Here is a 23,593-nt window from a genome sequence, read left to right as displayed (position 1 = left end):
CGGGCGAATCACCCTGACAAGGAACGTCCGCAATCCACCGTACAAGCGCGATTTACGGTGCCTCAGCTCGTGACTGATGACCTTGTGACCGTTCGTCATGCGCCTTGAACGAATCACGGGCGGTTCACTCAGCATGCGTTCTGCCGCATCCTCGTCCGGCGCGGGAGCCGTGAACGCCCCTGAAAGGAACGACTGCCCACCTGGGCCACGCTGATCACCGTGACCGGGCGTGGACGGACGCGCCCGACCGCTACCGCGAGTTCTTCCGCCGGCAACTGCGCTGGAAGAAGTCGTGGAGCCGCGAGGGCCCGCTGCTGCTCGCGCACACCTGGCGGAGCCGGACCCGCGCGCTGCCCGCCGTCGATGGCTGAGCCCCCGCCCTGGGAGCGGCAACGGTCCGACCTGGTCACGCGGATGTTCCGCTCGCTCATCGGGGCGGTGTTCCTGGCCGCGCTCGCCCGTCACCAGCGGCTCGCTCTACCTGCGGTCGGGGGTGGGCTGGACGTCACCGTCGCGCTGCGGGTTCGCGTCCTGCGCCTGCTCGATCGGGGCGGACGCCACGCCCCGGGCGCGACCGACGGCGTCCACCTGCCGCTGCGCCGCCAGGACGAAGCCGTGCTGTACGTCGCCCGCTGGCCGCCGCGACGGCACGCTGGTGGTGAAGAAGAAGCTGCGCGGCGGCACCTACGCCACGCTCGGCTCCGTCACCTACCGGTTGCGGCCGGGGCGGTGGCGCGCGTTCGAGGTCGGGATCGCCTCGACCGGCCGGTCCGAGGGCGCGATCACCGTGTCCGAAGGCGGTCACCGCCTGCTGCGGGCCGGGGACACCGGACGGACGATCACCGCTCCCGGCTCGGTCGGGCTGCGCGGCGACAACCGCGAGATCGGGGACGTCGCCGTCCGTCCCGTCTGAGGGTCAGTCGCGCGGCTCGCCGTACCAGCGCCACTTGGTGACCCGGGCGCGTCCTGGCAGGTCGGCGCGTCCGGTGACCCACAGCAGCGCGGGCCACGGCTCGGCGTCCGTCGGGGCGTCCGGGAACAGCCTGGCCAGCACCCGCGCGCACAGCCCGGCGGGCGGCGTCCACACCAGCCCGAGCCCCTCGGCCAGGTCATGGGTGTGGACGAGCGTCTCCACGGCCCCCATGGCCGCGAAGCCCTCGGGGTCCGACACGCCGAACACGTGGTGGGCGCGGACCTCGGGGGGCGTCGTCCGCACCATCGCGACCAGCAGCGCGCCGCTGGCCTCCAGGACCTGGGTCAGGCCCTCGGGCCCGGCCGTCCGGTCGGCGAAGACGGTGTTCGTGGGGCCGCCCGGACGCCGGCTCTCGAACAGGAACGGCACCTCGCGGTCGAGGGGCGGCGTCCTCGGCCCGAGCTGGACGGCATAGGCGAACAGGTCGTCGCTCAGGTGCTCGGCGGTCTCCCAGCAGTCCCACTCCAGCGACCCGGCCGGGCGGTCCCAGCCGTGCGGCGGGGCCTGCCGCAGGGTCGCGACGCAGAGCTGGACGGCCAGGTCGAGGTCGTCGGCGGTGACTCGATCACGCATGGCAGGACCGTAGCGCGCCGCGCCCCTCCCGCCGCCCCCGCCCACCTGTCATGCTGATCCACGACGCGACCCCGCGCCAAGAGGAGGCTTTCCCCGTCATGAGCCTCGGCGTTCATTTCGCCCTCACCGCCGGCCAGGAAGAACGTCTGCTGGCCGCGACCGACCTGGCCGACCTGATCGAGGAGATCGAGGAGGCGTGGTCCTCGATCTGCGAGACCGACAAGGCCTGGGACGCGATCGACCGCTGCCTGCGCGGCGCGGGCTACCCGCTGTCCCACGCCGTCCTGGGCGGCCGCCACCTGCAGGACGACGGCGAGCACATCGTCTCCTACGTCACCGCGGCCGAGGTCAAGGACGTCGCCCGCGAGCTGGCGTCCGTCGACGAGCCGTGGCTGCGCGCCCGCTACTCCGAGATCGACGCCGCCGACTACGAGCAGCACGGCGACGACGACTTCACCTACACCTGGAACAACTTCGCCAGGCTCCGCGCGTTCTACACCGAGGCCGCCGCCGCTGGCCGGGCAGTGATCTTCACCACCTGACCTTGACCTCAAGTAAAGTCGAGCTCCTAGCGTCGGCCCCATGCAGAACACCGACATCGAACTCGCCGCGCAGCCGGTCGGCTACTGGACCGGGCTGGCGCACCGCCGGCTCATCGCCCACATCCGCCGCGAGATGGACAAGAACGGCATCAGTCAGCCGCAGTACTGGCTCCTGCGCCACCTCAGCCCGCAGGACCTCTCGCCGGACGGCGAAGGGGTCGCCTTGGCCGAACTGGAGGAGCGCATGACCGATTACCTCCTCGCCGAGGACGATCTGGGGGCCGAGGCCGCCGACCTGCTCGCGCGCGGCCTGCTCGAACGCGACGACCGGGACCGCCTCCGGATCACCCCGGACGGCGAGGCGGGCCGCCTGGTGATCCACGCCCTCGGCCCGGGGATCCGCGACCGGATCCACGAGGGCGTCGACGACGCCGACTACGTCACGACGCTGCGGGTCCTGCAGCGGATGATCAGCAACGTCGAGACCGGCTGATCCCGTTCATCCGGGCGACGACCAGCGGTTATCCGCGATGAGCCGGGATGTCGGCCCCTCCGGCTAGCGTGGTCGGCCAGACACCGGCCCGATCCGAGGGAGCAGACGTGGGCGCTTGGGGCGTGGGACCGTTCGACAACGACGCGGCGCTCGACTTCGCCGGAGGGCTGGCCGACATCCCGGCCGACACCGCCGACGGCCTCGCCGAGGCCATGTCGTTCGTGGTCGAGACCGACGACTACATCGAGGGCCCGGAGATGGACGCCGCGCTCGCCGCGGCCTGCTTCGTCGCCGCCCGGATGGACCCGACCGTCCCGATCACCGGCAGCGGCCGCAAGTACCTCGACGAACTGGAGTTCACCGTCGACGAGAACCTGCGCGCGCTGGCCGCGCAGGTCTTCGTCCGGGCCCTGGAGCCCGCCGACAACGAGTGGTACTCGCTCTGGTCCGACAGCCTTCCCCAGGTCGAGGCGGCCCTGGCCCCCTACCGCGCCGTCATCGGCTGAGAAGGGTGGCGACGTCCGGCCGGGCATGGTGAACTGACGCGGAACCTTCGTCGACGGGGAGTGCGCCTTATGGACCCGATGACCATCGCCATCATCACGGCCATGGCCGGCAAGGCCGTCGAGGTGGCCGGCGGCGAGGCCATGATGACCTTCACCCGCCGCGTCCGCGAGCGCTTCCGCGGCACCCCCGACCAGCAGGCCCTCGAACGCGCCGCCGAAGACCCCGGCAACCCCGAGCACAGCGAGACCCTGCGCGCCACCATCCGGCAGGCGATGGCCGACGACCCCACGCTGGAAACGCTCTGGACCCAGGCGCGCAACGAGTCCACCGCGAACGACGACGGCGTCGTCAACGTCTTCAACGGCACGGCCGAGAAGTCGATCCAGCTGCGCGACGTCCACGGCGACCTCACGATCAACTGAGCCAAAATCAGATGCGCCCGGCAGGGTGCGGCGGCCATCCTGTGGCCATGCGGGAGAGCGGAGCATTGCTGGCCTGGTGTCTGGTGGCGAACGTGGCGCCCGAAGTCCCCTTCCGGCCCGAAACACGACGGGTCTCGCGCCCCTTCGCGCCCTCGGCCAAGGTCTGGATTCTGCCGCCGCGCTGGGGCGACGGCAACGACGAGGTCATCGTGGTCGGCCGCCAGAAGGGCTCGCGCCGCTACGTCCGTACGGTCCTCCCCCGCCGCCGCCTGACGGGCTTCCGTGTCCGCGGCGTCTACAGCCCCGCCGTCCTGCGCCGCCTCACCGACCCGCTGGCCGACGGCCGTCCCGCCGCGCTCTGGCGCACCCGCGAGGAAGCCGAGCAGACCGCCGCCACCTGGGCCGAGCCCCGCCTCCCCGTCCGCCTGGCCGACGGCGAATCCGTCCGCCGCCTCGTCCCCGACCCGCCTCCCCTGGAAATAGTCGAACGCGGCCACACCTACTACCTGACCGCCGTAGACCCCGACCAGGCCATCTACTCCCCCACACCGCCCGACTCCCCCTGGCCCCTCTGACCAGGCCCAGCGCTCAGCGGGATCGAGCGGTGTGAGCCAAACGACTGCCGCATAGGCGCCCACCCCATTGCCTTCTCGCCCTCATGCGCCCATGATACGGAAACATGAGTACCGAAACTATGAGTTCCGCAACCAGGGAGAGGCGTGGGGCGCCGCCGATGTGGGCGCTGGGGACGGCCGCGGCCCTGGGGACGGTCATCGCCGTGCTGCACACCTTCGTGCGGGCGGATCCGACCATCGACGCGCTGATGGACGGGAACGCCCCCGCCGACGCCCAGCAGGGCCTGCGGATGATGTGGCACGGCATGACGCTGATCGCCTGGACCTGCCCCGTCGTCCTGCTGCTCCTGCGCCACAGACCCGCCACGGTGACCAGGCCGGCACTCGGCTTCGTCGCGCTGCTGAACGGCTCGCAGGCGGTGCTCTACGCCGCGGCTGCCGTCGCGGAGGGCGCGTCCGGGCCGCTCTCGCTCCCGCACTGGGCGCTCCACGCACCCGTGGCGATCCTGGCCTGGCTGGCCCGCCCGCCCCGTCCGGCGGAGCGGGAGGCACCGCCGTCCCGTCCGTGCCGGCAGCGCCTGGTGGTGCTGGTGGCCACCCTGCTCCTGTCGACGACCATGGCGATCCTCCACTTCATCGAGGGCACCTTCCTGGGCTGGGCGGCCGACCTGCTGTCGAGCGACACCGGTTCCCCGGAAGAACCAGCCCTCTACGTGATGTGGCTGTTCAGCTGCGTGCTGTTCGCCTCGGTCCCGCTGTCGGTCGCGTGGTCCCTGCGAGCACCGGTGGCGGCGGGCCGCTTCGTCGTCCGGTACAACGCCGTCCTGATGGCGGCCCTGATGGCATCGTGGGCGCGCGCGGTGGCGTCCGGCGAGGGCGACGCCATCCAGTCGACCGGCTGGATCGCCCTCGCCCTCCTGTCCGCCCTCACCGCCCTGAGCGCCCCGCGTCCGAAGTCCTAGTGGCTTTGCCGAAGAGTCCTGTCAGCCGAACGGCCTCCTCGGGGGTGGTCGCGTAGAGGACGCCTTCGACCGGACTGCCGTCGGCGCCGGTGAGGTGCCAGCCGCCCACCTGGACGACGGTGATGTCGTGACGGCGGGCGAGGGCCAATTCGGAGAGGGTCCCCCAGGAGCCGCCCACGACGATGACCGCGTCGCCGGACAGCGCGATGATGGCGTTGCGGGCCTGGCCCATGCCCGTGGGGATGGCCAACGCTGAGGTAAGGGTTGGCACCCTCGCGGGTGGGACGGCCCAGGACGCCGATCACCAGCCCCCCGACGGAGGCCGCGCCCTCGGCGACGGCTTCCATGACGCCGGTCGAGCCGCCGCAGATCACGGCCGCGCCGTTCCCGGCCAGCAGGCGGCCGACCTCGCGGGCGGCGGCCATGTCCTGTGGAGTCGCCGCGCTGGGGCCGCACACCGAGACCTGGATCATGCGAACCGACGCTAGTGCAGGCCCTGCGGTCAGGCGGGGAGGTCCAGGTCTTCGCGGGCGCGGGCGAAGTCGTCCTTCCAGATCCAGAGGCGGCGGGACGGGGGGACGCGGAAGTAGTCGAAGGGGCCCGCCACGTCGAGGGTGGTGACGTCCACGCAGATTCTCTGGAAGGCGTTGTCGACGGCGAGTTTGGGGTCGCCCAGGTCACGGGTGCCCAGTTTGACGCAGGCGCGGTACTCGTAGGCCAGGAGCAGCTCCTCGCCGAAGGCCGCCCACATGCCGCGCCGCTCGTCCCAGGCGGTCTCGGCGGCTTCGAGGAGCATGCGCAGATCGGCGTCGTGCGGGATGGACGGGTAGATCAGGAACATCGCGCCCCACCCGGTGGCGACCAGGTCCAGGTTGAAGGTGCGGCGGTCGGGGTGGTCGCGGGGCGGCACCGGGTCGCCGCCGCCCGCGAACCAGGGGGCGGCGTAGGCGAGGAGACGCCCGTAGCGGTCGATCAGTTCGCCGGTGGGGATGATGCCCGCGCGGCGGCGTCCGCCGTCCGGACGGGTCAGGCGCCGCTCGACCAGCGCGTCGAACACGGCGGTGGCCCGGTTGCCCGCGGCGATGTGGCGTTCGGCCGCGTCGGAGGTGAGCCGGTCGGCCAGGTGCTCGCGCAGGGCCGGCGGGATCAGCGGGTCGAACGTCCCGTCGGTGAGGCGGGCCCGGCAGCGGTCCAGCTTGGGCTGGGCGACGGGAGGGAGCCCGGCATAGCCGGCCTTCTCGGGGGTGTCGACCGAGACCATGCGGATGGGCTGCTCGATGACGGGGGTGTCCCCGTCGGAGTTGCGCAGCATCCGCCGAGGCGCGGCGGGACGGGTGACGCGAGGGAAATCGAAGGCGACCATGCCGGGCCCCAGAGGTCGATGCCGAGTGGTACCTCCAGTCTCACCCCATTTGACTGCCTTGTCCCAGGTCATGACCCGAAGCGGCCCGCACTGGAAATAACGGCGTTTCTCTGTATGTTGTACGGAGTTACCGACGACGAGAGGACCGCCTTGACCCGCTTCGATCCCGCCATCGAGTTCGACCGCCAGGTGAGCACGCTGGTGGACCGGCGCTACCCCGAACTGGCCGGGCTCTCCGCCGAGGCGTTCACCGGCCTGCTGTCCCCGCTGCGCGAGACCGCCGCCCGGGCCCGGACGGACGAGGCCCACGCCCCGTTCGTCCTGGTGGTCACCCGCGAGCTCGCCCCGATCGAGGAGACCATCGCGCTGACCACGCTGGAGCGCCGTACCAAACCCGGGGTCATCGACCGCCACTACGCCGAGGGCGACATCGCGCGGTTCGTCCCGACCAAGGAGGTCGAACTCCCCGACGCCCGCGCCTACCTGCTCTTCGACGTCGACCGCGGCGAGGAGTTCTGCGGCGCGATCCCCAACGAGGCCATGGGCGTCATCGCCGACCGGGGCCGCACCCTGCTGACCATGGAGGAGGGCATCGCGCTCGTCACCCAGCACCCGGCCATGCTCGCCAAGAACAAGTGCTTCTCGCTGGGCGGCTCGCGCTGCGGCGACCGCCGCGTCCCCGCGATCTGGATCAGCCAGAACGCCCCCAAGCTCGGCTGGTGCTGGGCGGGCAACCCGCACACCTGGCTGGGGATGGCGTCCGCCGCGTCCCGCGCCGGTTCCCTCGGCTAGAGGGGTGGGCCCTGGCCCGCGCCGGTGGTCCGGATGGCGGTGGTGATCGCGTCGAGGTCGTCCTGGGCGAGGGTCAGGGCGGCGGCCGGGGTCCAGCCGTCGACCTGGGACGGACGGCGGGCGCCCACGATGGCGCCGGTGACGCCGGGCCAGGCCAGGGCCCAGGCGATGGCGACGGCGCCCTGACCGACGCCGTGGCGGTCGGCGATCGGGCGCAGGGCCTCGGCCAGTGCCAGGTTCGCGGCCAAGCCGGTGGTGAAGTCGGGGGCGGTGCGGCGCCAGTCGTCGGCGGGCAGGGACGCGGCGCGCTCGGCCGAGAAGGCGCCGGTGAGCAGGCCCGACTGCATCGGAGAGTAGACGATCACCGCCGTGTCGTTGGCCGCGCACCAGGCGATCTCCGCGGCCTGGGAGCGGTTGATCGCCGAGAAGGGCGGCTGGAGAGAGTCGACATGGGCGACCCGCTCCGCTGCGGCCAGCCGCGCGGTGTCGTGGTTGGACAGGCCGATGGCGCGGACCTTGCCCTCGGCCTTCAGGTCGGCCATGACCTGCCAGTACTCCTCGACGGGGTTGCCCGCCTCGGGTGTCTGGTGCACCTGGTAGAGGTCGATGCGCTCGACGCGCAGCCGTCGCAGGGACGCCTCGACCTCGCGCCGGAGCGATTCGGAGGTGGCGACCTTGGAGACGCGGCCCGCGTCGTCCCAGACCTCGCCGCCCTTGGTGAAGACGAAGGGACGGTCGGCCTCGGGGATGCCGTCCAGCGCGCGGGCGACGACCTCCTCGGAGTGGCCGAGCCCGTAGACGGCGGCGGTGTCGATCCAGTTGACGCCCCGTTCGACGGCGCGGCGGATCGCGGCGATGGAGTCGGCGTCGTCCTGCTGGCCCCAGCCGTGCTGCCAGCGTCCGCCGACGGCCCAGGCTCCGAATCCCACCCGGGTGATCCGCATATCGGTCGTGCCGAACCGGCTCGTCGGCAGTGTCATAGCACCTCCCCGATGATCTCCCTCAGGCTAAGGGGTTGTAGGACACTGGGCCGACACCGACGACAGGGGGACTGATGAGCACGCAACTCACGATCTACAGCGTGAGCATCGAGAACGCGCGCCTCTGGGTCCGGCGGCCGCCCCCCGGCATGCGGGAGGGGTGCCGCCGACGCGCGGCCACCGCCGACGAGAAGGCCGTCGACGACCTCTTCGGCGACCGTCCCCTCGACCCGGACGCCGGTGACGCCTACGCCCGGGTCTGGCGGGACGTGATCGAGCACGGCGAGTCGACCCGCTTCGACCTCGGCCCCCTGCGCCTGGGCGCGCGGTACCTCGCGGACGCGAGCCGCGAGTTCGAGGACGCCGGAGTGCCCCGCGATCTCACACCGGCGTCGTTCGTCTACGACACCCCGTTCCCCACCCAGGCGAGAAACGCGCCGGTGATCGGGCACGTGCCAGCCGAGCGAGTCCCCGCGCTACGTGAGGCGTACGGCACGCTCGCCGATCGAGTGGAGGCGTCCGATCTGGTGAAGGTGCTGCTGGCCGCGGCGGACGAGACCCTCCACTTCAACGCCTTCGCCCGCGACTTCCCCGACGGCCCCCTGCCCCCGCAGGACCTGGTCACCTTCTACGGCTGACCACCTCGCACACCCGATGGCCAAGGTCGTCCACGCACGGTCGCGGCACGGTGTGGCCGCGCTCGGGGGTCAGGGCCAGCGGTAGGGGGCCTCGGGGCGGGCGACGTGGTAGGGGAGGTAGCACATGGTGGTGACGTGGTCGTCCTTGCAGGTCAGGCAGAGGTAGGTGCGGTGGCCCCGGAGGCCCCGGGCGCGGGTGGCGCATGGCGGGCACGCGCAGGGCGACCAGCCGACGATGACGCGTCCGGGGCTCAGGGGGTGACCTTGGGGACAGTGTGAGGGTGTGTGCGAGAGAGCGGTGTCGGGGGCCATGACGTCATGGTAATCGAACAAATGATCGACTAGTGGTCGCGGTGGGCCACCAGCCGGGCCAGCGAGGTGAGCTCGGTGTCGGCCGGGGCGCTGGGGGTCGCCGCGGCCAGTTCGGACAGGGCCTCCTCCAGGAGGGAGGCGGTCCGCTGGACCGCCCAGTCGCGGCCGCCGGCCACCTCGATCAGCTCGGCGGCGCGGGCCGGTTCGGCCTCGCCGAAGGGCTCGTCGCGGTGGTAGAGGTCGGCCAGTTCGGCGCCCGCCGGGGTGCCCGAGGTCAGGGCGGCCACCACCGGCAGGGACTTCTTGCGGTTGCGCAGGTCGGAGTGGACGGGCTTGCCGGTGACCGCCGGGTCGCCCCAGATGCCGAGCAGGTCGTCGACGACCTGGAAGGCCAGCCCCAGGCGCTCGCCGAAGGCGCACATGTGCTCGATCTGCTCGTCGGTGCCGCCCCCGTATGCGGCACCGAGTGCGGTGGAGGCGCCCATGAGCGTCCCGGTCTTGTGCCCGGCCATCGACAGGCATTCGGGCAGGGCGACGTCGGTGCGGGTCTCGAAGGACATGTCGGCGCTCTGGCCCTCGACCAGCTCGATCACCGCCGAGCTGAGGATGCGGACGGCCCGGACGGTCGCCGGGTGCGGCGAGGCGGCCAGCACCTCGAAGGCCGCGGCGACCAGGGCGTCGCCCGCCAGGATCGCCGCGTTCTCGCCGAAGACCGTCCAGGCGGTGGGACGGTGGCGCCGGGTGGTGTCACCGTCCATCACGTCGTCGTGCAGCAGCGAGAAGTTGTGCGTGAGCTCGATCGCGACCGCGGCGGGCAGCGCCGAGGCGGCCATGCCGCCCACCGCCTCGGCGGTGAGCAGCACGAGCGCCGGACGCAGGGCCTTGCCGCCGCCCACGTTGATCGGGCGGTCGGCCTCGTCGCGCCAGCCGAAGTGGTAGTCGGCGATGCGGCGCATCGAGGTGGGCAGGTCGTTCACCGTGGCGCGCAGCGCCGGGTCGAGCATGCCCCGGCTCCACGACAGGACCTTGCGCGCGGTTCGGGGGCCGCCCTGGGTCACGGTCACGGCTACCTCCCGATCTCGACGTTCTCCAGGACGCCGAGGGCGTCGGGCACCAGGACGGCCGCCGAGTGGTAGGCGCTGACCAGGTAGGAAAGGATCGCCTTGTCGTCCACGCCCATGAAGCGCACGGACACGCCGGGACGCACCTCGTCGGGGATTCCGGTGCGGCGCAGGCCCACGACGCCCTCGTCCTGGGAGCCGGTGCGCATCGCCAGGATCGCGCTGGTGCCGCCGTCGCTGATCGGGATCTTGTCGCTGGGGAAGATCGGGATGCCGCGCCAGGCCTGGACGCACCGGCCCTCGTGGTCCTTGGTGCCCGGGTAGACGCCCCGGCGCGTGCATTCGCGGCCGAACGCGGCGATGGCCCGGGGGTGGGCGAGGATGAACTTGGTGCCGCGGCGGCGGCTGATCAGCTCGTCCATGTCGTCGGGGGTGGGCGGACCGGTGCGGGTGTGGATGCGCTGGCTCAGGTCGGCGTTGTGCAGCAGCCCGAAGTCGCGGCTGTTGATCATCTCGTACTCCTGGCGTTCGAGGAGCGCCTCGATGGTGAGCCTGAGCTGCTGCTCCACCTGGTTCATCGGGCCGTTGTAGATGTCGGCCACCCGGGTGTGGACGCGGAGCCTGGTCTGGGCGAGGCTCAGCTCGTACTCGCGGGGCGAGGTGTCGTAGTCGACGAACGTGCCCGGCAGCGTCGGCTCGCCCACATGCCCGGACGTCAGCTCGATCTCGGCCTCGCCCTTGCTGTTGCTCGGCGGGGCCGGCGCGTTCTCGTACTCGGCCAGGTGGACGCGCAGGGTCGCCGAGCGTCCGGCCAGTTCGGCCGCCGCGTCGCGCGACAGCGTCAGCACCGTGATCGGGGTGACGGCCTTGAGCGTGTGCTCCCACTCCCCCGGCTCGGACAGCAGCGCCTGGTGGCCGACGAACTCGCCGTCGGCCAGGACGCCGAGCTCGGTGCTCGCGCCGTACTCGCCCTCGCCGAGCTTGGCCGCCTTGCCGTGGGCGATCAGGACGATCCGGTCGACGGGACCGCCGGACTCGACGATCACCTCGCCCGGTTCGTACTCGCGCTGCTCGAACCGCTCCGCCAGCCCCTCAAGGGCGGAGACGTCCGCGAAGTCGCGCAGCGGGGGCAGCTCGCCCAGCTCGCGCGGGATGACCCGGACCTCGGCGCCGGTGGTCACGAACGTGACCCGGCCGTCGCCGACCTGGTAGGCGAGCCTGCGGTTGACGCGGTAGGTGCCTCCCTTCACCTCTTCCCAGGGCAGCAGCCGCAGCAGCCAGCGCGGCGTGATGCCCTGCATCTGCGGGACGGACTTGGTCGTGGTCGCCAGCTTGCGGGCCGACGCCGTGCTCAGGCTGAGCTGTGCGGCCTGCGGGGCTTGCTCGCTGGTCTCGGTCATGGCGTGGGACCTCCCAGAGTCACCGGTTCATGCGCGTGTCGGGGCCGGACGGTCTCACTGGCCGCCATGGTTGATCTCGACGCTGTCGAGGATCGCCAGGGCGTCGGGCACCAGGACGGCCGCCGAGAAGTACGCGCTGACCAGGTAGGAGATGATCGCCTTCTCGGTGACGCCCATGAAGCGCACCGAGAGGCCGGGCTGGATCTCGTCGGGGATGCCGATCTGGTGCAGGCCCACCACGCCCTGGGCGGCCTCGCCGGTGCGCATCAGCATGATCGAGCTGGTGCGGGTCTTGCTGACCGGGATCTTGTTGCAGGGGAAGATCGGGACGCCGCGCCAGGCCGGGACCTTGTGCCCTTCGACGTCGACGCTGTCGGGGTAGACGCCGCGCGCGCTGCACTCGCGGCCGAACGCGGCGATGGCCTTGGGGTGGGCCAGGAAGAAGGCGGGCTCCTTCCACACCAGGGTCAGCAGCTCGTCCATGTCGTCGGGGGTGGGCGGGCCGGAGCGGGTGTGGATGCGCTGGCTCAGGTCGGCGTTGTGCAGCAGCCCGAAGTCGCGGCTGTTGACCAGTTCGTTCTCCTGCCGCTCGCGCAGCGCCTCGATGGTGAGGCGCAGCTGCTGCTGGACCTGGTCCATCGGCTCGTTGTAGAGGTCGGCCACGCGCGAGTGGACGCGCAGGACGGTCTGGGCCACGCTCAGCTCGTACTCGCGGGGCGCGGCGTCGTAGTCGACGAACGTGCCCGGCAGCGTCGGCTCGCCCACATGCCCCGAGGCCAGCTCGATCTCGGCCTCGCCGTGCGGGTTCTGCGCCCGGTCGGGCGAGTTCACGAATTCGGTGACGTGCTCGCGCAGCGGCTCGGACCGGTCGAGCATCTCGCGGAACTGGTCACCGGAAAGCGTCAGCACCGTGCAGGCGGTCACCGCCTTGATCGAATACTCCCATTCCTCCGAATCGCCGGCCAGGACCCGGTCGCCGAAGAAACTGCCGTCGGCCAGAATTTCCAGGACGGTCTCGTCGCCGTATTCTCCGGCGCCGATGCGGTTGAGCTTGCCGTGGGCGACCAGGTAGACCCGGTCGACGGGGTCGCCGGCCTCGACGACGACGTCGCCCGGCTCCAGCTCGCGCTGCTCGAAGCGTCCGGCCAGGCCCTCCAGGACCTCGGGGTCGTCGAAGCCGCGCAGCGCGGGGAGTTCGCCGAGCTCGGCCGGGATGACGCGGACGTCGGCGCCGGTGGACACGAAGGTGACCCGCCCGTCACCGACGGTGTAGCTGAGCCGGCGGTTGACCCGGTAGGCCCCGCCCGCCGCCTGCACCCAGGGCAGCAGTTTGATGAGCCACCGGGACGAGATGCCCTGCATCTGCGGAACGGTCTTGGTCGTCGTCGCGAGGTTGCGCGCTGCCTGGGTGCCGAGGCTCAGCTGCTGCTGTTCAGTCACGATCCACTCCACCGATCTGTTCGCTGGCTTGCGGGGGACGCCATTTCAGGGGTGCATGGAATTGGCCGGTGAGCGCCTTTATCCAAGGCCGCACGGCTTGGGTGTGACATTACAGAGCGTGGCCGAGCGATTGCAATGCGAGACAGTTCTCACCCTGGCTAACCAAGGTGTGGCGGGACGGTCAGTTCTTCCCACCCGGGTCTCGTGAGCCGAAAACAAGCGCCAGTGAAGAGAGACGCACATCACGTTCGGCGCGGGCGTCCGAAGGGAAACACAGGCCGCATCCTGGTGTTGACGCAGGTGAGGATCGGGCCCGGCAAGGGAGGCCCGGCGCAGGCGAGAGGAGGCCCAGAGTGACCATGGTATGGACCGCACTGCTGATCGAGACCGTGGCCGGACTGGCCGTTTCGGCGACGCTGGCGGGCTGGGCCCGCCGCCGCTTCGCCCGGAACTGACCGTCAGCCGCGAGCCCCGGAACCCACGGGTTCCGGGGTCTTCTCCTTTCCGGCCTCCTCGATCGGCACCCCGGCCGTCTCCGGGATCGAGAACAGAGGGACGATCGCCACCAGCGCCGCGAACATCAGGTAGTAGGCCGGGATGTAGTTGGTGCCGGTGAGCTTGATCAGCCAGCCGACGAAGACGGCGCACGTCCCGCCGAACAGCGACGTCGAGACGTTGTAGCCGATCGCGAACGCCCCGTACCGCACCTTGGTCGGGAACATCGCCGGGAACGTCGCGCCGATCACCGCCAGCATCAGCACCAGGAGCCCGCCGATGATCGCGTACCCGGCGGCCACGCCGAGCGCCTGCTCGGTCTGCATGAGCGCGAACGCGGGCCAGCTGAGGAACAGGAAGCCGAAGGCCGCGGTGATCAGCAGCGGTTTTCGCCCGATCCGGTCGGACAGGGCGCCCAGCGGGACGATGACCAGCATCATCGCGAACTCCACCCCGATGGTGATCACCTGCGCGGTGACGTCCTCCATCGCCAGGTTCTCGGTGAGGTAGGACGGCATGAACGTCAGCAGCGTGTAGTCGGCGATGTTGAGCAGGAACACGATCGCGATCAGCTTGGCGATCATCGGCCAGTTGCGGACCAGCGTCTCCTTGAGCGGCGATTTGGCCTTCTCGCCCGCCTGCTCCATGTGCTGGAACGCCGGGGTGTCCTCGATGCGGCTGCGGACGTACAGCCCGACCAGGCCGAGCGGCAGCGCGATCAGGAACGGAATGCGCCAGCCCCAGTCGTGCATCCGCTCGCTGCCCAGCGCCAGCTCCATCAGCAGCACGAGTCCCGCGCCCGCGATGTAGCCCGACAGGGTGCCGAGTTCCAGGAAGCTGCCGAAGAACCCGCGTCTCTTCGTCGGCGCGTACTCGGCGATCATGGTCGCGGCGCCGCCGTACTCGCCCCCGGTGGAGAAGCCCTGGACGAGCCGGACCGCCAGCAGCAGCAGCGGCGCGGCGATGCCGATGGTCGAGTAGCCGGGCAGGACGCCGATCACGAACGTCGAGCCGGACATCAGGATGATGGTGGCGGCGAGGATCTTCTTGCGCCCGATCCGGTCGCCCAGCGGCCCGAAGAACATCCCGCCGAAGGGCCGGGCCAGGAAGGCGGCGGCGATCAGGGCGAACGAGCGGAGGGTGGCGCTGCCGTCCTCGCCCGGCGGGAAGAAGACGGTGCCGATGATCGAGGTCATCACCCCGGCGCTGAACACGCCGAAGTCGAACCACTCGATGCAGTTGCCCATCGCCGACGCGATGACCGCCTTGCGCACCGTCGCCTGGTCGGGCGGGACGTCGGGCGGTGCGGGCTCCGCTGCCTTGGATGTCATGAGCCACCCCCCGACGTACCCTCCCCCAAGATCTACGGGGGTAACGCCGAGGGCCGAAAGGCCCGTCTAAGTCGGATATGCCCAGTTCAGGGCGGGGGTGCCGGGAGCGTCAGGCGCTGCGGCGGTTCTCGGCCTCGTCGTCGTTCTCGTCCTCGTCCGCGCCGCCGAGGCCCAGCAGAGGCGGGAGCTTCTGGGTCCGCTGGGGGTCGCTCTCGTCCTGCAGGTCGTCTTCGGGGATCGCCACCAGCGCCTGGGTCGTCTGGGCCTCACGGGTGATCACCCCGGAGGCGAGCACGGTGTTGCGGTGGCGCAGGGCCCCGTTCTCACGCAGGAGGTCGTCGACCTCGCGGCGGACGCGCATCACCCGCTTGTTCATCCGCAGGTGGACGGCGAAGGCACCGAAGGCGGCGCCGAGGACGAAGCCCGCGGCCGGGAGTCCGATCAGCGTGGGCGCCAGCGTCGCGGCGGCCACGGCCACCATGGCGACCACCAGCGCGATGACCACCGCAAGTGCGCCAACGTGCTGCTCCGCCCAGTCCAGGACGGCATTGACGCGCTTGGGAATCCTCACTCGGCTCGCTCCTCACATCGCGGCCCGGGCATCGGCGCACCCGGGCAGGGTCTGGCGTACGTTCATACGTACTCGTTCGATACGCCCACTTGTTCGATACGCCCACTTGTACGAGTCCGCGGTCACGTCCGACTCGGCGACAACGACGCGGCTTGGACGTGGGGTTCCCGATCGGGACTGAGGCAACCATCACTCCCGCGGCGGCTCCGGTTCCCCGGACGGCCTGGTGGGCGGGTTGACGAAATTCTAACAGGACGTGACCAAGCGCCTGCGTTCGCTGGGTTCCGGTCACGCACGGTGCCCCGATGGGGCCGCGCCCGTACATGACGGGCAGGTCGGGATGCGAGCAGCACCCGGTGCCGAATATCGTCACAAGAATGAGCGAACACTATGACGTCGTGGTCCTGGGCGCGGGCCCGGGTGGATATGTCGCCGCGATCCGGTCGGCACAGCTCGGGCTGAAGACGGCGATCATCGAGGAGAAGTACTGGGGCGGGGTCTGCCTCAACGTCGGGTGCATCCCCTCCAAGTCGCTGCTCCGCAACGCGGAGCTGGCCCACATCTTCACCCACGAGGCGGAGAAGTACGGGATCAGGACCGAGGGGCCGGTGTCCTTCGACTACGGCAAGGCCTACGAGCGCAGCCGCGAGGTGTCGGCCAAGTTCGTCAAGGGCGTCCAGTTCCTGATGAAGAAGAACAAGATCACCTCCTATGACGGGCGCGGGACGTTCTCCGACCCGAACACCCTCCAGGTGGCCAAGTCCGACGGTGGTTCCGAAACCGTCACCTTCGACCACTGCATCATCGCTTCGGGGGCGCACACCAAGCTGCTGCCGGGGACGTCCCTGTCGGAGCGGGTCGTGACCTACGAGGAGCAGATCCTCAGCGACGACCTCCCCGAGAGCATCGTGATCGCGGGCGCGGGCGCCATCGGCGTCGAGTTCGCCTACGTCCTGCACAACTACGGCGTGAAGGTCACGATCGTCGAGTTCCTCGACCGGATGGTCCCGAACGAGGACGCCGACGTCTCCAAGGAGCTGGCCAAGCGCTACCGCAAGCTCGGCGTCGAGGTGCTGACCTCCACCCGGGTGGACGCCATCGACGACTCCGGCGACAAGGTCAAGGTGACCGTCACCGGCAAGGACGGCGCGCAGCAGACCCTGGAGGCCGACAAGGTGCTCCAGGCGATCGGGTTCCAGCCCAACGTCGAGGGCTACGGCCTGGAGAAGACCGGCGTCGCGCTGACCGACCGCGGCGCGATCGACGTCGACGGCCACTGCCGCACGTCCGTCCCGCACATCTTCGCCATCGGCGACGTGACGGCCAAGCTGATGCTGGCGCACGCGGCCGAGGCGATGGGCATCGTGGCGGCGGAGACCATCGGCGACGCCGAGACCATGGAGGTCGAGTACGTCATGGTCCCGCGCGCCACCTACTGCCAGCCCCAGATCGCCAGCTTCGGCTGGACCGAGGCGCAGGCCAAGGAGCAGGGCTTCGACGTCAAGGTCGCCAAGTTCCCCTTCAGCGCCAACGGCAAGGCCGTGGGCATGGGCGAGGGCGACGGCTTCGTGAAGGTGATCAGCGACGCCAAGTACGGCGAGCTGCTGGGCGCGCACATGATCGGCCCCGAGGTCACCGAGCTGCTGCCCGAGCTGACCCTGGCCCAGCAGTGGGACCTCACGGTCAACGAGGTCGCCCGCAACGTCCACGCCCACCCGTCGCTCGGCGAGGCGATGAAGGAGGCCGTCCACGGGCTGGCCGGCCACATGATCAACATGTAGGGCCCGCGCGGCGCGGGGACCGCCGGAGCCCTCCGGCGGTCCCGCGGACACGATCGCGGCGGGGTAGGGACCAGGCGCGCAACGAATCGCCGGAACCGTCGCGAGACAAGCAACGAAACACCAGGTCAGCGCAAGATCGGCGGATTGGTTCGAGGGTCGCGGATTCCTAGTATTTCGATCATCTGATCCTCCCTCTTTGAACTCAGTCCTGGAGACCGCATGACCGTCTCGCCGGCGATGGAGCCGACCAGCGCGATCCGCACCGCCCAGCGCCGCCACTACCTCATGTGCCGCCCGGAACACTTCGCGGTCACCTACAAGATCAACCCGTGGATGGACCCCGAGGCGGGCGCGGACGCCGGCCTCGCGGTCGCGCAGTGGGAGGCCCTGCGGGCCGCCTACGTCGCGCTCGGCCACCAGGTCAGCATGATCGACCCGATCCCGGGCCTGCCCGACATGGTGTTCGCCGCCAACGGCGCCCTGGTCGTCGGAGGCCGCGTCTACGGCGCCAGCTTCACCCATGCCGAGCGGAAGGCCGAGGGGCCCGCGTACGCCGCCTGGCTGCGCGACAACGGCTTCCCCGAGGTCCTGGAGCCCGTCCACACCAACGAGGGCGAGGGCGACTTCCTCACCCTCGACGGCGTCATCCTGGCGGGCACCGGGTTCCGCACCGACATGGCCGCGCACCAGGAGGCCCAGGAGTTCCTGGGACGTCCCGTGGTGACGCTCCGGCTGGTCGACCCGCGCTTCTACCACCTCGACACCGCGCTGTTCCCGCTGAGCGGCGACAACGTCGCCTACTACCCGGGCGCGTTCTCCCCCGGTAGCCGGGCGGTGCTGGAGTCCCTCTTCCCCAACGCGCTCATCGCCGCGGAAGAGGACGCGGCCGTCCTGGGCCTCAACGCGGTGTGCGACGGACGCAACGTCGTCATCAACGCCGAGGCCGAGGGCCTGATCAAGACGCTCGACGCCAACGGGTTCAGCCCCGTCCCGGTGGACCTGTCCGAGCTCCGCAAGGCCGGCGGCGGCCCCAAGTGCTGCACGCTGGAGCTGCGGACGGCCTGACCCTCAGCGCGCCGAGGGTTCGAGAGACGCGGGTGCGGCGGCGTCCCGGGCGACGCGCCTGCGGGCCAGGGCCCGGGTGCGCAGGACGCCGCACACGCCGACCAGCCAGATCAGGGCCTGGACGCTCCACGCCGCGCGGAACGCCTCGGGAGTGAACTCCTTGCCCGGCGACAGGGCGTCCAGGACCAGCCCGATCAGCAGGATCGTGATCAGCGAGGCGACGAAGCCGCCGACGTTCACGATGCCCGTCGCGGTGCCCTGGCGCTCGGGCGGGTTGAACGTCCTGGCGTAGTCGAACCCGATCATCGAGCCGGGGCCGCCGAGCGCGACGCACAGCACCAGCACGACCAGCAGCCAGGCCGGGGCGGGCGGCGGGCAGGCCAGCACGGCCGCCCACGCCCCGGCGTTGGCCGCGACGATCCCCAGCACGAGCCACGAGCGGCGCAACGGGAAGCGCGCGACCAGATGCCCGATGAACGGCCCCGAGGCCATCGTCGCCAGCACGAACACCGTGAGAAGCGTGCTGGCCCTGGCCGGGCTCAGCCCCTGACCCGAGACCAGGTAGGGAAAGCCCCACATCAGGGCGAACGTGGTGCCGCTGAACTGGGTGACGAAATGCGTCCAGAGGCCGAGCCTGGTTCCCGGGTGCAGCCAGGCGGCGACCAGGTCGCGTCTGAGCGCGCCGAACGTGGCGGTCGTGGGCGGTCCGGCGTCCCGGGGGGCCTCCTTGAGCGCGGCCAGCGCGAGCACGCCCACCAGGACGCCCAGGCCCGCCGCCGAGCCGAACGCGGCCGTCCAGCCGGGCCCGTGCAGCAGCGCCACCAGCGGGACGGCGCTGAGCACCTGCCCGGCCTGGCCGAGGATCCCGGTCAGCTGCGTCACCACGGGGATGCGGCGCGCCGGGAACCAGGTGCCGACGATGCCGAGCACGCTGATGAACGTCATCGCGTCGCCCGCGCCCACCAGCACCCGCGCCGCCACCGCCGGGGCGAGCTGGGTCGAGAACGCCAGCAGGGCCTGGCCGGACGCCATGAGCAGCGCCCCGCCCACGATCATCCGGCGCGGCCCGAGCCGGTCGAGCATCAGCCCGACCGGAATCTGGAGGCCCGCGTAGACGAGCAGCTGGAGAACGGTGAACGAGGCCAGGGTCCCCGCCGAGGCGTCGAACCGGTCGCCCGCCTCGATCCCGGCCACGCCGAACGACGTCCGGTGCAGGATCGCGACGACATAGGCCGCCACGCCCACGCCCCAGAGCCCCCACACCGCCCTGGGCGTCCCGCCGTTCTTCGCCCCGTTCCGCACGATCAATCACCATAAGCGACGGAAACAGGGTCAAACCCGTCGCAGCTCCCAGCCCGCCCCTCCGCCTTCCACGACCGCGACATGCGAGACACCAGGCGGAACGGGGTCATGCAGCCGCCACGCCACCTCCGTGGGGACGAGCTCCAGCGCGACCGTCCCCTGCGCCGATGTGAGCACACTCACCCACCGCTCGCCGTGGCGCAGCAATTCGTCCACCAGCTCGCCCGGTGGCGGGGCGGCGTCCGCCTGGAGCCCGAGCAGCCGCCCGAAGATCCGTCCGGGCAACCGGTCGTCCCGGGTCTCGACATGGACGTAGAAGTCGTCATGCCCGGAGAAGTACACCCGCGCCCCGGGCAACGCGGGCAGCGTGAGCCCGCCCGGCTCCGCCGTGTTCACCGCCAGCGCCAGCGCGTCGGGGTCAGGTGTCCCGTCGCAGTCGAAGATCTCGATGCCGTAGGCGCTCCAGCCGTCCAGCAGTCGCGGCAGGTCCTCCCACGGCAGGACCAGCAGGTCATCAGACCGGAATCGCGGGGACGCGGCCCAGCGAATGTCATGGACGTCCGCCCGAACCCCTTGGTGGCGGGCGATCCGCCCGAGCGTCCACGGCTCGTAGTCGTCCATCCAGGAGTTCTGCCCGACGTTGAGCACCACCGCCGTCTCCAACGCCCCCGTACCCAGTACGTCGACCAGCTCCGCCGCCGAGGCCGCGACCCCGTCCACGACGAGGGCACCGTCGCGCTCGACAACGGCGAACGCCCCCGGAAACCCCACTGCCCATCACCCCACCCGCACCCAACCACACATCGGGGCCTTCGCCCCCCGTAGCGGGCGGACGCGGCGGGCAGTGGGCACGATGCCGGGCGGGGCGGGATCATGGGGGCATGGGTGAGGAGCCGATCGGGGACGTGCTGGCGGGGGTTGGGGAACGGTTGCGGCGGTTGCGGAGGGAGCGGGGGGCGACGCTGAGCGGGCTGGCCGAGGCGACGGGGATCTCGGTGAGCACGCTGTCGCGGCTGGAGTCGGGGAAGCGGCGGCCCACGCTGGAGTTGCTGCTGCCGCTGGCCAAGGCGCATCAGGTGCCGCTGGACGAGCTGGTCGGGGCTCCTGCGGTGGGCGATCCCCGGGTGCGGGCCGCGCCGGTGAAGATGAAGCATCTGACGGCGGTGCCGCTGACCAGGCAGCCGGGCGGGCTGCAGGCGTTCAAGCTGATCCTGGACGAGCGGCAGGGCGAGCCCGACCCGCGCACGCACGAGGGCTACGAGTGGTTCTACGTGCTCAGCGGGCGGGTCCGGCTGATCCTGGCGGACCACGACCTGGTCCTGGGCGCGGGCGAGGCGGCGGAGTTCGACACCCGCCTTCCTCATTGGTTCGCGGCCGTGGACGGCCCCGCCGAGGTCCTCAGCCTCTTCGGGCCGCAGGGCGAGCGGATGCATCTGCGGGCACGGCCGAAGGCGAAGGGAAGTGCCCGTGGATGAGCGGGCGTGGGTCGAGGCGCGCCGCGCGCTGAGCGCCGACCGGCGGGGGTGGGGGGTGGCGGCCGACGGGCTGTATCCCGAGTTGAGCCGGGTGGCGGGGACGTCGCTGCTGTGCCGGCCGGAGTGGGTGCCGGGGGCGCCCGTCCCGCTGGAGGACGTCCGGCTGGAGTGGGAGGCCGGGGCCGGGACGGTCGCGGTGCGGGACCCCTCGGACGGGCTGCCCGAGGGGTACGCGACGTACGCCGAGGCGATGGGGGCACTGGCGCAGCCTCGGGTGTTCGAGGATCGGCCCTGCTACCGGCTTGTGCGGGTGGACGGGACGACGCTCACGCTGGGGCCCGCCCGCTACTTCGACGGGGTGAACGTCGGGGAGGCGGTCGCGCACGAGCTGGCGGCGGGGGTTCCGGGGTTGCCGCTCAGGACGCGTGTGGGCGATCCGCTGGACTTCGGGCGGCGCGTCGCGCTGCCCGCGATCACGACGCTGACGCTCACGCGGTCGGGCTCGTACGTGCTGCACTGGCGGGACCCGGAGAAGGTCGCGCACGCGGGGGGCCTGCGCCAGGTCATGCCCGTGGGGGTGTTCCAGCCGCTGGAGGACGAGCGGCGCGACCTGGACCTGTGGCGGACGATGGTCCGCGAGTACAGCGAGGAGTTCCTCGGGACGTCCGAGGCATACGGGGACGGCTTCGTCCAGGAGGACTGGCCCTTCCACCGGCGCCTCAGCGATGCGCGCGCACACGGCCGGGTGAGGGTGTTCTGGCTGGGGATGGGCGTCGACCCGCTGACGTTCGCGCTGGACTTCCTGACCGTCGCGGTGTTCGACGACGCGCTGTTCCGGGAGACGTTCGCGGGGCTCGTGGAGACCAACGACGAGGGACGGGTCTCGACGGCCGCGTTCGACGGGACGGTCCCCCAGCCGATGCAGCCCGCCGGTGCGGCCGCCCTGGAGCTGGCGTGGCGGCACCGGCGGGCCCTGGGAGTCACGCCCGGCTGAGGCTCCTGAGCTCGTCCATCGCGTCCGACAGGTGGTCGATGAGCTCCGACGGTTCGGGGACCAGGTCGCGGCAGGCCACGATGCCGATGTCGACCTTGCCGTCGTAGGAGAAGACGGTGATGTTGACGCCGCCGCTGATGTCGGTGACGACCGAGATCGGGTAGTACCCGAGGACGCGGGCGCCGCCGAGGAACAGCGGGAACTGCGGTCCGGGCACGTTGGAGACGATCAGGTTGATCGGGCGGACCGACAGGGGCTGGGCCGCCTGCATCGCCAGCCGCGCGAACGGCGCCGCCAGCGGCTGGGGCATCAGCTCGGCCAGCCCGGTGACCCAGCTGCCCGACGACGCCACGAAGCGCCGCTTGACCAGGTCGAGGTCGCGCCGGACGGCGTCGTAGCGCTCGGCAGGTCCGGCCAGGTGGGTCGCCAGCGGGACGGTCATGATCGACACGGCGTTGGCGGCGTCCGCGTCGTCGTCCCCCTTGCGCAGCGAGACCGGCACCCCGGCGATCAGCGGACGGTCGGGCAGGGCGCCGCGCTTGTCGAGCCACTGCCGCAGCGCGGTCGCGCACAAGGCCATGATCACGTCGTTGACGCTGCCGCCCAGCGCCTTGCGGATCTCCTTGATCTCGGCCAGGTCGAGCTCGCCGCAGGCGACCGAGCGGCGGCGTCCGATCGGGAGGTTGAACGGGGTCGGCGGGGCGTTCTCGCGGGACACCTTGGGCAGGTCGTCGCGGCGCAGGGCGTGCGTCATGAGGCCTACGCCGGGGATGCCCGACACCACCGGGATCTCGTCGAGGTACGGGGCCGCGCGGACGACGGCGCCGACGCTGCGGACGGGGTACAGCGCGGTCTTGAGGAGGCCGGTGCCCAGGCGGGTCAGCATGCCGGGCGCGACCGCGCGCTCGGCGTCGTCGGCGGGGAGCTCGCGGGGTTCGGGAGACAGGTCGAGCAGGGCGGCGATGGTCTCGGCGGCCATGACCCCGTCGATCGCGGCGTGGTGCGCCTTGACGTAGACGGCGGTGCGGCCCCCTTCGAGGCCCTGGATCAGGACCAGCTCCCAGAGCGGATGGGCGCGGTCGAGGGGACGTTCGTGGAGCATGGCGACGGCGTCGGCGAGCTGGCGCTCGCCCCCGGGAGCGGGCAGCGCGATCTCGAAGATGTGCCGTGCGGGGTCGAAGTCGGGGTCGTCCTCCCAGTAGGGGCAGTCGAGGCTGAAGGGGACCTGGACGAGCCGCTGGCGCAGGGGCCTGGCGGCGAGGTGCGCTCTGTCCCGGACCAGCCTGACGAGATCCGACACCCGCAGCCGCCCTTCGGGGCAGGTCGTGGTGTCAAGAACGCCAAGGCCCGCGATGTGCGCGTGGGTCGTGCTCGTCTCCGCGTGAAGGAAGGTGGCGTCCAGTGTGGTCAGCTGGCTCATACTGCTCCGTCCCGTCGTTCCGCTCGTGGTGTGCGCTGCCCTCTACTTCCCAAGGTGGTACGTAATTTCGCATCCCCAGTCAATGAGGACTGTCAGGAAGTAACGCGGACTTAACGGGGCGTTCCA

The 23,593-nt window shown here is 71.3% G+C and carries 27 protein-coding genes and 1 pseudogene; 13 read left to right on the top strand and 15 right to left on the bottom strand.

Features of this window, described 5'->3' with window-relative positions; translation table 11 throughout:
- Positions 1-477: 477 nt before the first annotated feature.
- Positions 478-684: a hypothetical protein gene (locus tag ACQPY4_RS08685; RefSeq protein ID WP_433334255.1), complete on the bottom strand. Its 207-nt coding sequence runs from the start codon at positions 682-684 to the stop codon at positions 478-480.
- Here ACQPY4_RS08685 and ACQPY4_RS08680 point away from each other — a divergent pair.
- Complete coding sequence (locus ACQPY4_RS08680; RefSeq protein ID WP_433334253.1) at positions 656-913, top strand: hypothetical protein; 258 nt, start codon at positions 656-658, stop codon at positions 911-913. The genes ACQPY4_RS08685 and ACQPY4_RS08680 overlap by 29 nt on opposite strands.
- Positions 914-916: 3 nt before the next feature.
- Here the strand turns inward: ACQPY4_RS08680 and ACQPY4_RS08675 are convergent, their stop codons facing one another.
- Entirely contained in the window at positions 917-1,546 is a 630-nt protein-coding gene (locus tag ACQPY4_RS08675) for a maleylpyruvate isomerase N-terminal domain-containing protein (protein WP_433334251.1), read from the bottom strand.
- 98 nt (positions 1,547-1,644) lie between these two features.
- Between ACQPY4_RS08675 and ACQPY4_RS08670 the strand changes: the two genes are divergently transcribed.
- The 6 genes from ACQPY4_RS08670 (at position 1,645) to ACQPY4_RS08645 (ending at position 5,047) form a co-directional block, all read left to right on the top strand.
- Positions 1,645-2,088, top strand: coding sequence for a YfbM family protein (locus ACQPY4_RS08670; protein ID WP_433334249.1), 444 nt, complete (start codon positions 1,645-1,647; stop codon positions 2,086-2,088).
- A gap of 40 nt (positions 2,089-2,128) precedes the next feature.
- Positions 2,129-2,581, top strand: coding sequence for a MarR family transcriptional regulator (locus ACQPY4_RS08665; protein ID WP_433334247.1), 453 nt, complete (start codon positions 2,129-2,131; stop codon positions 2,579-2,581).
- 107 nt (positions 2,582-2,688) lie between these two features.
- Complete coding sequence (locus ACQPY4_RS08660) at positions 2,689-3,087, top strand: DUF4259 domain-containing protein (protein WP_433334245.1); 399 nt, start codon at positions 2,689-2,691, stop codon at positions 3,085-3,087.
- 69 nt (positions 3,088-3,156) lie between these two features.
- The gene (locus tag ACQPY4_RS08655) at positions 3,157-3,510 is read left to right on the top strand and encodes a hypothetical protein (protein WP_433334244.1); all 354 of its coding nucleotides are present in this window, start codon (positions 3,157-3,159) and stop codon (positions 3,508-3,510) included.
- Positions 3,511-3,557: 47 nt separating this feature from the next.
- Positions 3,558-4,085 carry a hypothetical protein gene (locus tag ACQPY4_RS08650; protein ID WP_433334242.1) on the top strand — a complete coding sequence of 176 codons (528 nt, stop codon included), beginning with the start codon at positions 3,558-3,560 and terminating at the stop codon, positions 4,083-4,085.
- A 158-nt stretch (positions 4,086-4,243) separates the two neighbouring features.
- The gene (locus ACQPY4_RS08645; protein WP_433334240.1) at positions 4,244-5,047 is read left to right on the top strand and encodes a hypothetical protein; all 804 of its coding nucleotides are present in this window, start codon (positions 4,244-4,246) and stop codon (positions 5,045-5,047) included.
- Here the strand turns inward: ACQPY4_RS08645 and ACQPY4_RS08640 are convergent.
- The 3 genes and pseudogenes from ACQPY4_RS08640 to ACQPY4_RS08630 form a co-directional block, all read right to left on the bottom strand.
- On the bottom strand, positions 5,013-5,297 hold the full coding sequence (locus ACQPY4_RS08640) for a hypothetical protein (RefSeq protein ID WP_433334239.1): 285 nt from the start codon (positions 5,295-5,297) through the stop codon (positions 5,013-5,015). The two genes, ACQPY4_RS08645 and ACQPY4_RS08640, sit on opposite strands and share 35 nt — an antisense overlap.
- Positions 5,298-5,373: 76 nt before the next feature.
- Positions 5,374-5,472: pseudogene (locus ACQPY4_RS08635) on the bottom strand (dethiobiotin synthetase); the annotation flags it as partial.
- Between the two features lie 77 nt (positions 5,473-5,549).
- Positions 5,550-6,410, bottom strand: a complete 861-nt coding sequence (locus tag ACQPY4_RS08630; protein WP_433334237.1) for a hypothetical protein — start codon at positions 6,408-6,410, stop codon at positions 5,550-5,552.
- A 150-nt stretch (positions 6,411-6,560) separates the two neighbouring features.
- Here ACQPY4_RS08630 and ACQPY4_RS08625 point away from each other — a divergent pair, with 150 nt between their 5' ends.
- Complete coding sequence (locus ACQPY4_RS08625) at positions 6,561-7,202, top strand: DUF5701 family protein (RefSeq protein WP_433334235.1); 642 nt, start codon at positions 6,561-6,563, stop codon at positions 7,200-7,202.
- Here the strand turns inward: ACQPY4_RS08625 and ACQPY4_RS08620 are convergent.
- On the bottom strand, positions 7,199-8,182 hold the full coding sequence (locus ACQPY4_RS08620) for an aldo/keto reductase (protein WP_433334233.1): 984 nt from the start codon (positions 8,180-8,182) through the stop codon (positions 7,199-7,201). The genes ACQPY4_RS08625 and ACQPY4_RS08620 overlap by 4 nt on opposite strands.
- 74 nt (positions 8,183-8,256) lie before the next feature.
- Between ACQPY4_RS08620 and ACQPY4_RS08615 the strand changes: the two genes are divergently transcribed.
- Positions 8,257-8,820 carry a DUF7691 family protein gene (locus ACQPY4_RS08615; RefSeq protein WP_433334231.1) on the top strand — a complete coding sequence of 188 codons (564 nt, stop codon included), beginning with the start codon at positions 8,257-8,259 and terminating at the stop codon, positions 8,818-8,820.
- 69 nt (positions 8,821-8,889) lie between these two features.
- Here the strand turns inward: ACQPY4_RS08615 and ACQPY4_RS08610 are convergent, their stop codons facing one another.
- The 6 genes from ACQPY4_RS08610 to ACQPY4_RS08585 form a co-directional block, all read right to left on the bottom strand.
- The gene (locus tag ACQPY4_RS08610) at positions 8,890-9,132 is read right to left on the bottom strand and encodes a hypothetical protein (RefSeq protein WP_433334229.1); all 243 of its coding nucleotides are present in this window, start codon (positions 9,130-9,132) and stop codon (positions 8,890-8,892) included.
- Positions 9,133-9,161: 29 nt separating this feature from the next.
- The gene (locus ACQPY4_RS08605; protein WP_433334227.1) at positions 9,162-10,196 is read right to left on the bottom strand and encodes a family 2 encapsulin nanocompartment cargo protein polyprenyl transferase; all 1,035 of its coding nucleotides are present in this window, start codon (positions 10,194-10,196) and stop codon (positions 9,162-9,164) included.
- Positions 10,197-10,198: 2 nt separating this feature from the next.
- The gene (locus tag ACQPY4_RS08600; RefSeq protein WP_433334225.1) at positions 10,199-11,593 is read right to left on the bottom strand and encodes a family 2B encapsulin nanocompartment shell protein; all 1,395 of its coding nucleotides are present in this window, start codon (positions 11,591-11,593) and stop codon (positions 10,199-10,201) included.
- Between the two features lie 54 nt (positions 11,594-11,647).
- Positions 11,648-13,033: a family 2B encapsulin nanocompartment shell protein gene (locus ACQPY4_RS08595; protein WP_433334223.1), complete on the bottom strand. Its 1,386-nt coding sequence runs from the start codon at positions 13,031-13,033 to the stop codon at positions 11,648-11,650.
- Positions 13,034-13,491: 458 nt separating this feature from the next.
- Positions 13,492-14,859, bottom strand: a complete 1,368-nt coding sequence (locus ACQPY4_RS08590) for an MFS transporter (protein ID WP_433334221.1) — start codon at positions 14,857-14,859, stop codon at positions 13,492-13,494.
- 109 nt (positions 14,860-14,968) lie between these two features.
- The gene (locus ACQPY4_RS08585) at positions 14,969-15,430 is read right to left on the bottom strand and encodes a hypothetical protein (RefSeq protein WP_433334219.1); all 462 of its coding nucleotides are present in this window, start codon (positions 15,428-15,430) and stop codon (positions 14,969-14,971) included.
- 377 nt (positions 15,431-15,807) lie between these two features.
- On the opposite strand from ACQPY4_RS08585, the gene lpdA reads away from it, so the two are divergent.
- On the top strand, positions 15,808-17,211 hold the full coding sequence (gene lpdA / locus ACQPY4_RS08580; RefSeq protein ID WP_433334217.1) for a dihydrolipoyl dehydrogenase: 1,404 nt from the start codon (positions 15,808-15,810) through the stop codon (positions 17,209-17,211).
- Between the two features lie 219 nt (positions 17,212-17,430).
- The gene (gene ddaH, locus ACQPY4_RS08575; RefSeq protein WP_433334215.1) at positions 17,431-18,276 is read left to right on the top strand and encodes a dimethylargininase; all 846 of its coding nucleotides are present in this window, start codon (positions 17,431-17,433) and stop codon (positions 18,274-18,276) included.
- Positions 18,277-18,279: 3 nt separating this feature from the next.
- Here the strand turns inward: ddaH and ACQPY4_RS08570 are convergent, their stop codons facing one another.
- Both ACQPY4_RS08570 and ACQPY4_RS08565 read right to left on the bottom strand, forming a co-directional pair.
- Entirely contained in the window at positions 18,280-19,578 is a 1,299-nt protein-coding gene (locus ACQPY4_RS08570; protein ID WP_433334213.1) for an MFS transporter, read from the bottom strand.
- A 30-nt stretch (positions 19,579-19,608) separates the two neighbouring features.
- Complete coding sequence (locus ACQPY4_RS08565; protein ID WP_433334211.1) at positions 19,609-20,349, bottom strand: hypothetical protein; 741 nt, start codon at positions 20,347-20,349, stop codon at positions 19,609-19,611.
- A gap of 110 nt (positions 20,350-20,459) precedes the next feature.
- Between ACQPY4_RS08565 and ACQPY4_RS08560 the strand changes: the two genes are divergently transcribed.
- A complete protein-coding gene (locus tag ACQPY4_RS08560; protein ID WP_433334209.1) occupies positions 20,460-21,053 on the top strand; it encodes an XRE family transcriptional regulator in 594 nt (197 codons plus the stop codon).
- Positions 21,046-22,047 (top strand): hypothetical protein, encoded by a 1,002-nt coding sequence (locus ACQPY4_RS08555; RefSeq protein ID WP_433334207.1) that lies wholly within the window; start codon positions 21,046-21,048, stop codon positions 22,045-22,047. Before ACQPY4_RS08560 ends, ACQPY4_RS08555 begins: the two co-directional genes overlap by 8 nt.
- On the opposite strand, the gene ACQPY4_RS08550 is transcribed toward ACQPY4_RS08555, so the two are convergent.
- Positions 22,034-23,467 carry a WS/DGAT/MGAT family O-acyltransferase gene (locus tag ACQPY4_RS08550; RefSeq protein ID WP_433334205.1) on the bottom strand — a complete coding sequence of 478 codons (1,434 nt, stop codon included), beginning with the start codon at positions 23,465-23,467 and terminating at the stop codon, positions 22,034-22,036. The two genes, ACQPY4_RS08555 and ACQPY4_RS08550, sit on opposite strands and share 14 nt — an antisense overlap.
- Positions 23,468-23,593 lie beyond the last annotated feature (126 nt).

Origin of the sequence: Spirillospora sp. CA-294931 (genome assembly GCF_050946795.1) — a bacterium.
Lineage (GTDB): Bacteria > Actinomycetota > Actinomycetes > Streptosporangiales > Streptosporangiaceae > Spirillospora.
This window is presented reverse-complemented; position numbering and strand designations above follow the sequence as displayed.

Bases quoted from the DNA above. Each gene is read 5' to 3' on its own strand.
- ACQPY4_RS08675 (WP_433334251.1), bottom strand. From the start codon at position 1,546: ATGCGTGATCGAGTCACCGCCGACGACCTCGACCTGGCCGTCCAGCTC.
- ACQPY4_RS08670 (WP_433334249.1), top strand. From the start codon at position 1,645: ATGAGCCTCGGCGTTCATTTCGCCCTCACCGCCGGCCAGGAAGAACGT.
- ACQPY4_RS08665 (WP_433334247.1), top strand. From the start codon at position 2,129: ATGCAGAACACCGACATCGAACTCGCCGCGCAGCCGGTCGGCTACTGG.
- ACQPY4_RS08655 (WP_433334244.1), top strand. From the start codon at position 3,157: ATGGACCCGATGACCATCGCCATCATCACGGCCATGGCCGGCAAGGCC.
- ACQPY4_RS08650 (WP_433334242.1), top strand. From the start codon at position 3,558: ATGCGGGAGAGCGGAGCATTGCTGGCCTGGTGTCTGGTGGCGAACGTG.
- ACQPY4_RS08645 (WP_433334240.1), top strand. From the start codon at position 4,244: ATGTGGGCGCTGGGGACGGCCGCGGCCCTGGGGACGGTCATCGCCGTG.
- ACQPY4_RS08630 (WP_433334237.1), bottom strand. From the start codon at position 6,410: ATGGTCGCCTTCGATTTCCCTCGCGTCACCCGTCCCGCCGCGCCTCGG.
- ACQPY4_RS08620 (WP_433334233.1), bottom strand. From the start codon at position 8,182: ATGACACTGCCGACGAGCCGGTTCGGCACGACCGATATGCGGATCACC.
- ACQPY4_RS08615 (WP_433334231.1), top strand. From the start codon at position 8,257: ATGAGCACGCAACTCACGATCTACAGCGTGAGCATCGAGAACGCGCGC.
- ACQPY4_RS08610 (WP_433334229.1), bottom strand. From the start codon at position 9,132: ATGGCCCCCGACACCGCTCTCTCGCACACACCCTCACACTGTCCCCAA.
- ACQPY4_RS08600 (WP_433334225.1), bottom strand. From the start codon at position 11,593: ATGACCGAGACCAGCGAGCAAGCCCCGCAGGCCGCACAGCTCAGCCTG.
- ACQPY4_RS08590 (WP_433334221.1), bottom strand. From the start codon at position 14,859: ATGACATCCAAGGCAGCGGAGCCCGCACCGCCCGACGTCCCGCCCGAC.
- lpdA (WP_433334217.1), top strand. From the start codon at position 15,808: ATGAGCGAACACTATGACGTCGTGGTCCTGGGCGCGGGCCCGGGTGGA.
- ddaH (WP_433334215.1), top strand. From the start codon at position 17,431: ATGACCGTCTCGCCGGCGATGGAGCCGACCAGCGCGATCCGCACCGCC.
- ACQPY4_RS08560 (WP_433334209.1), top strand. From the start codon at position 20,460: ATGGGTGAGGAGCCGATCGGGGACGTGCTGGCGGGGGTTGGGGAACGG.
- ACQPY4_RS08550 (WP_433334205.1), bottom strand. From the start codon at position 23,467: ATGAGCCAGCTGACCACACTGGACGCCACCTTCCTTCACGCGGAGACG.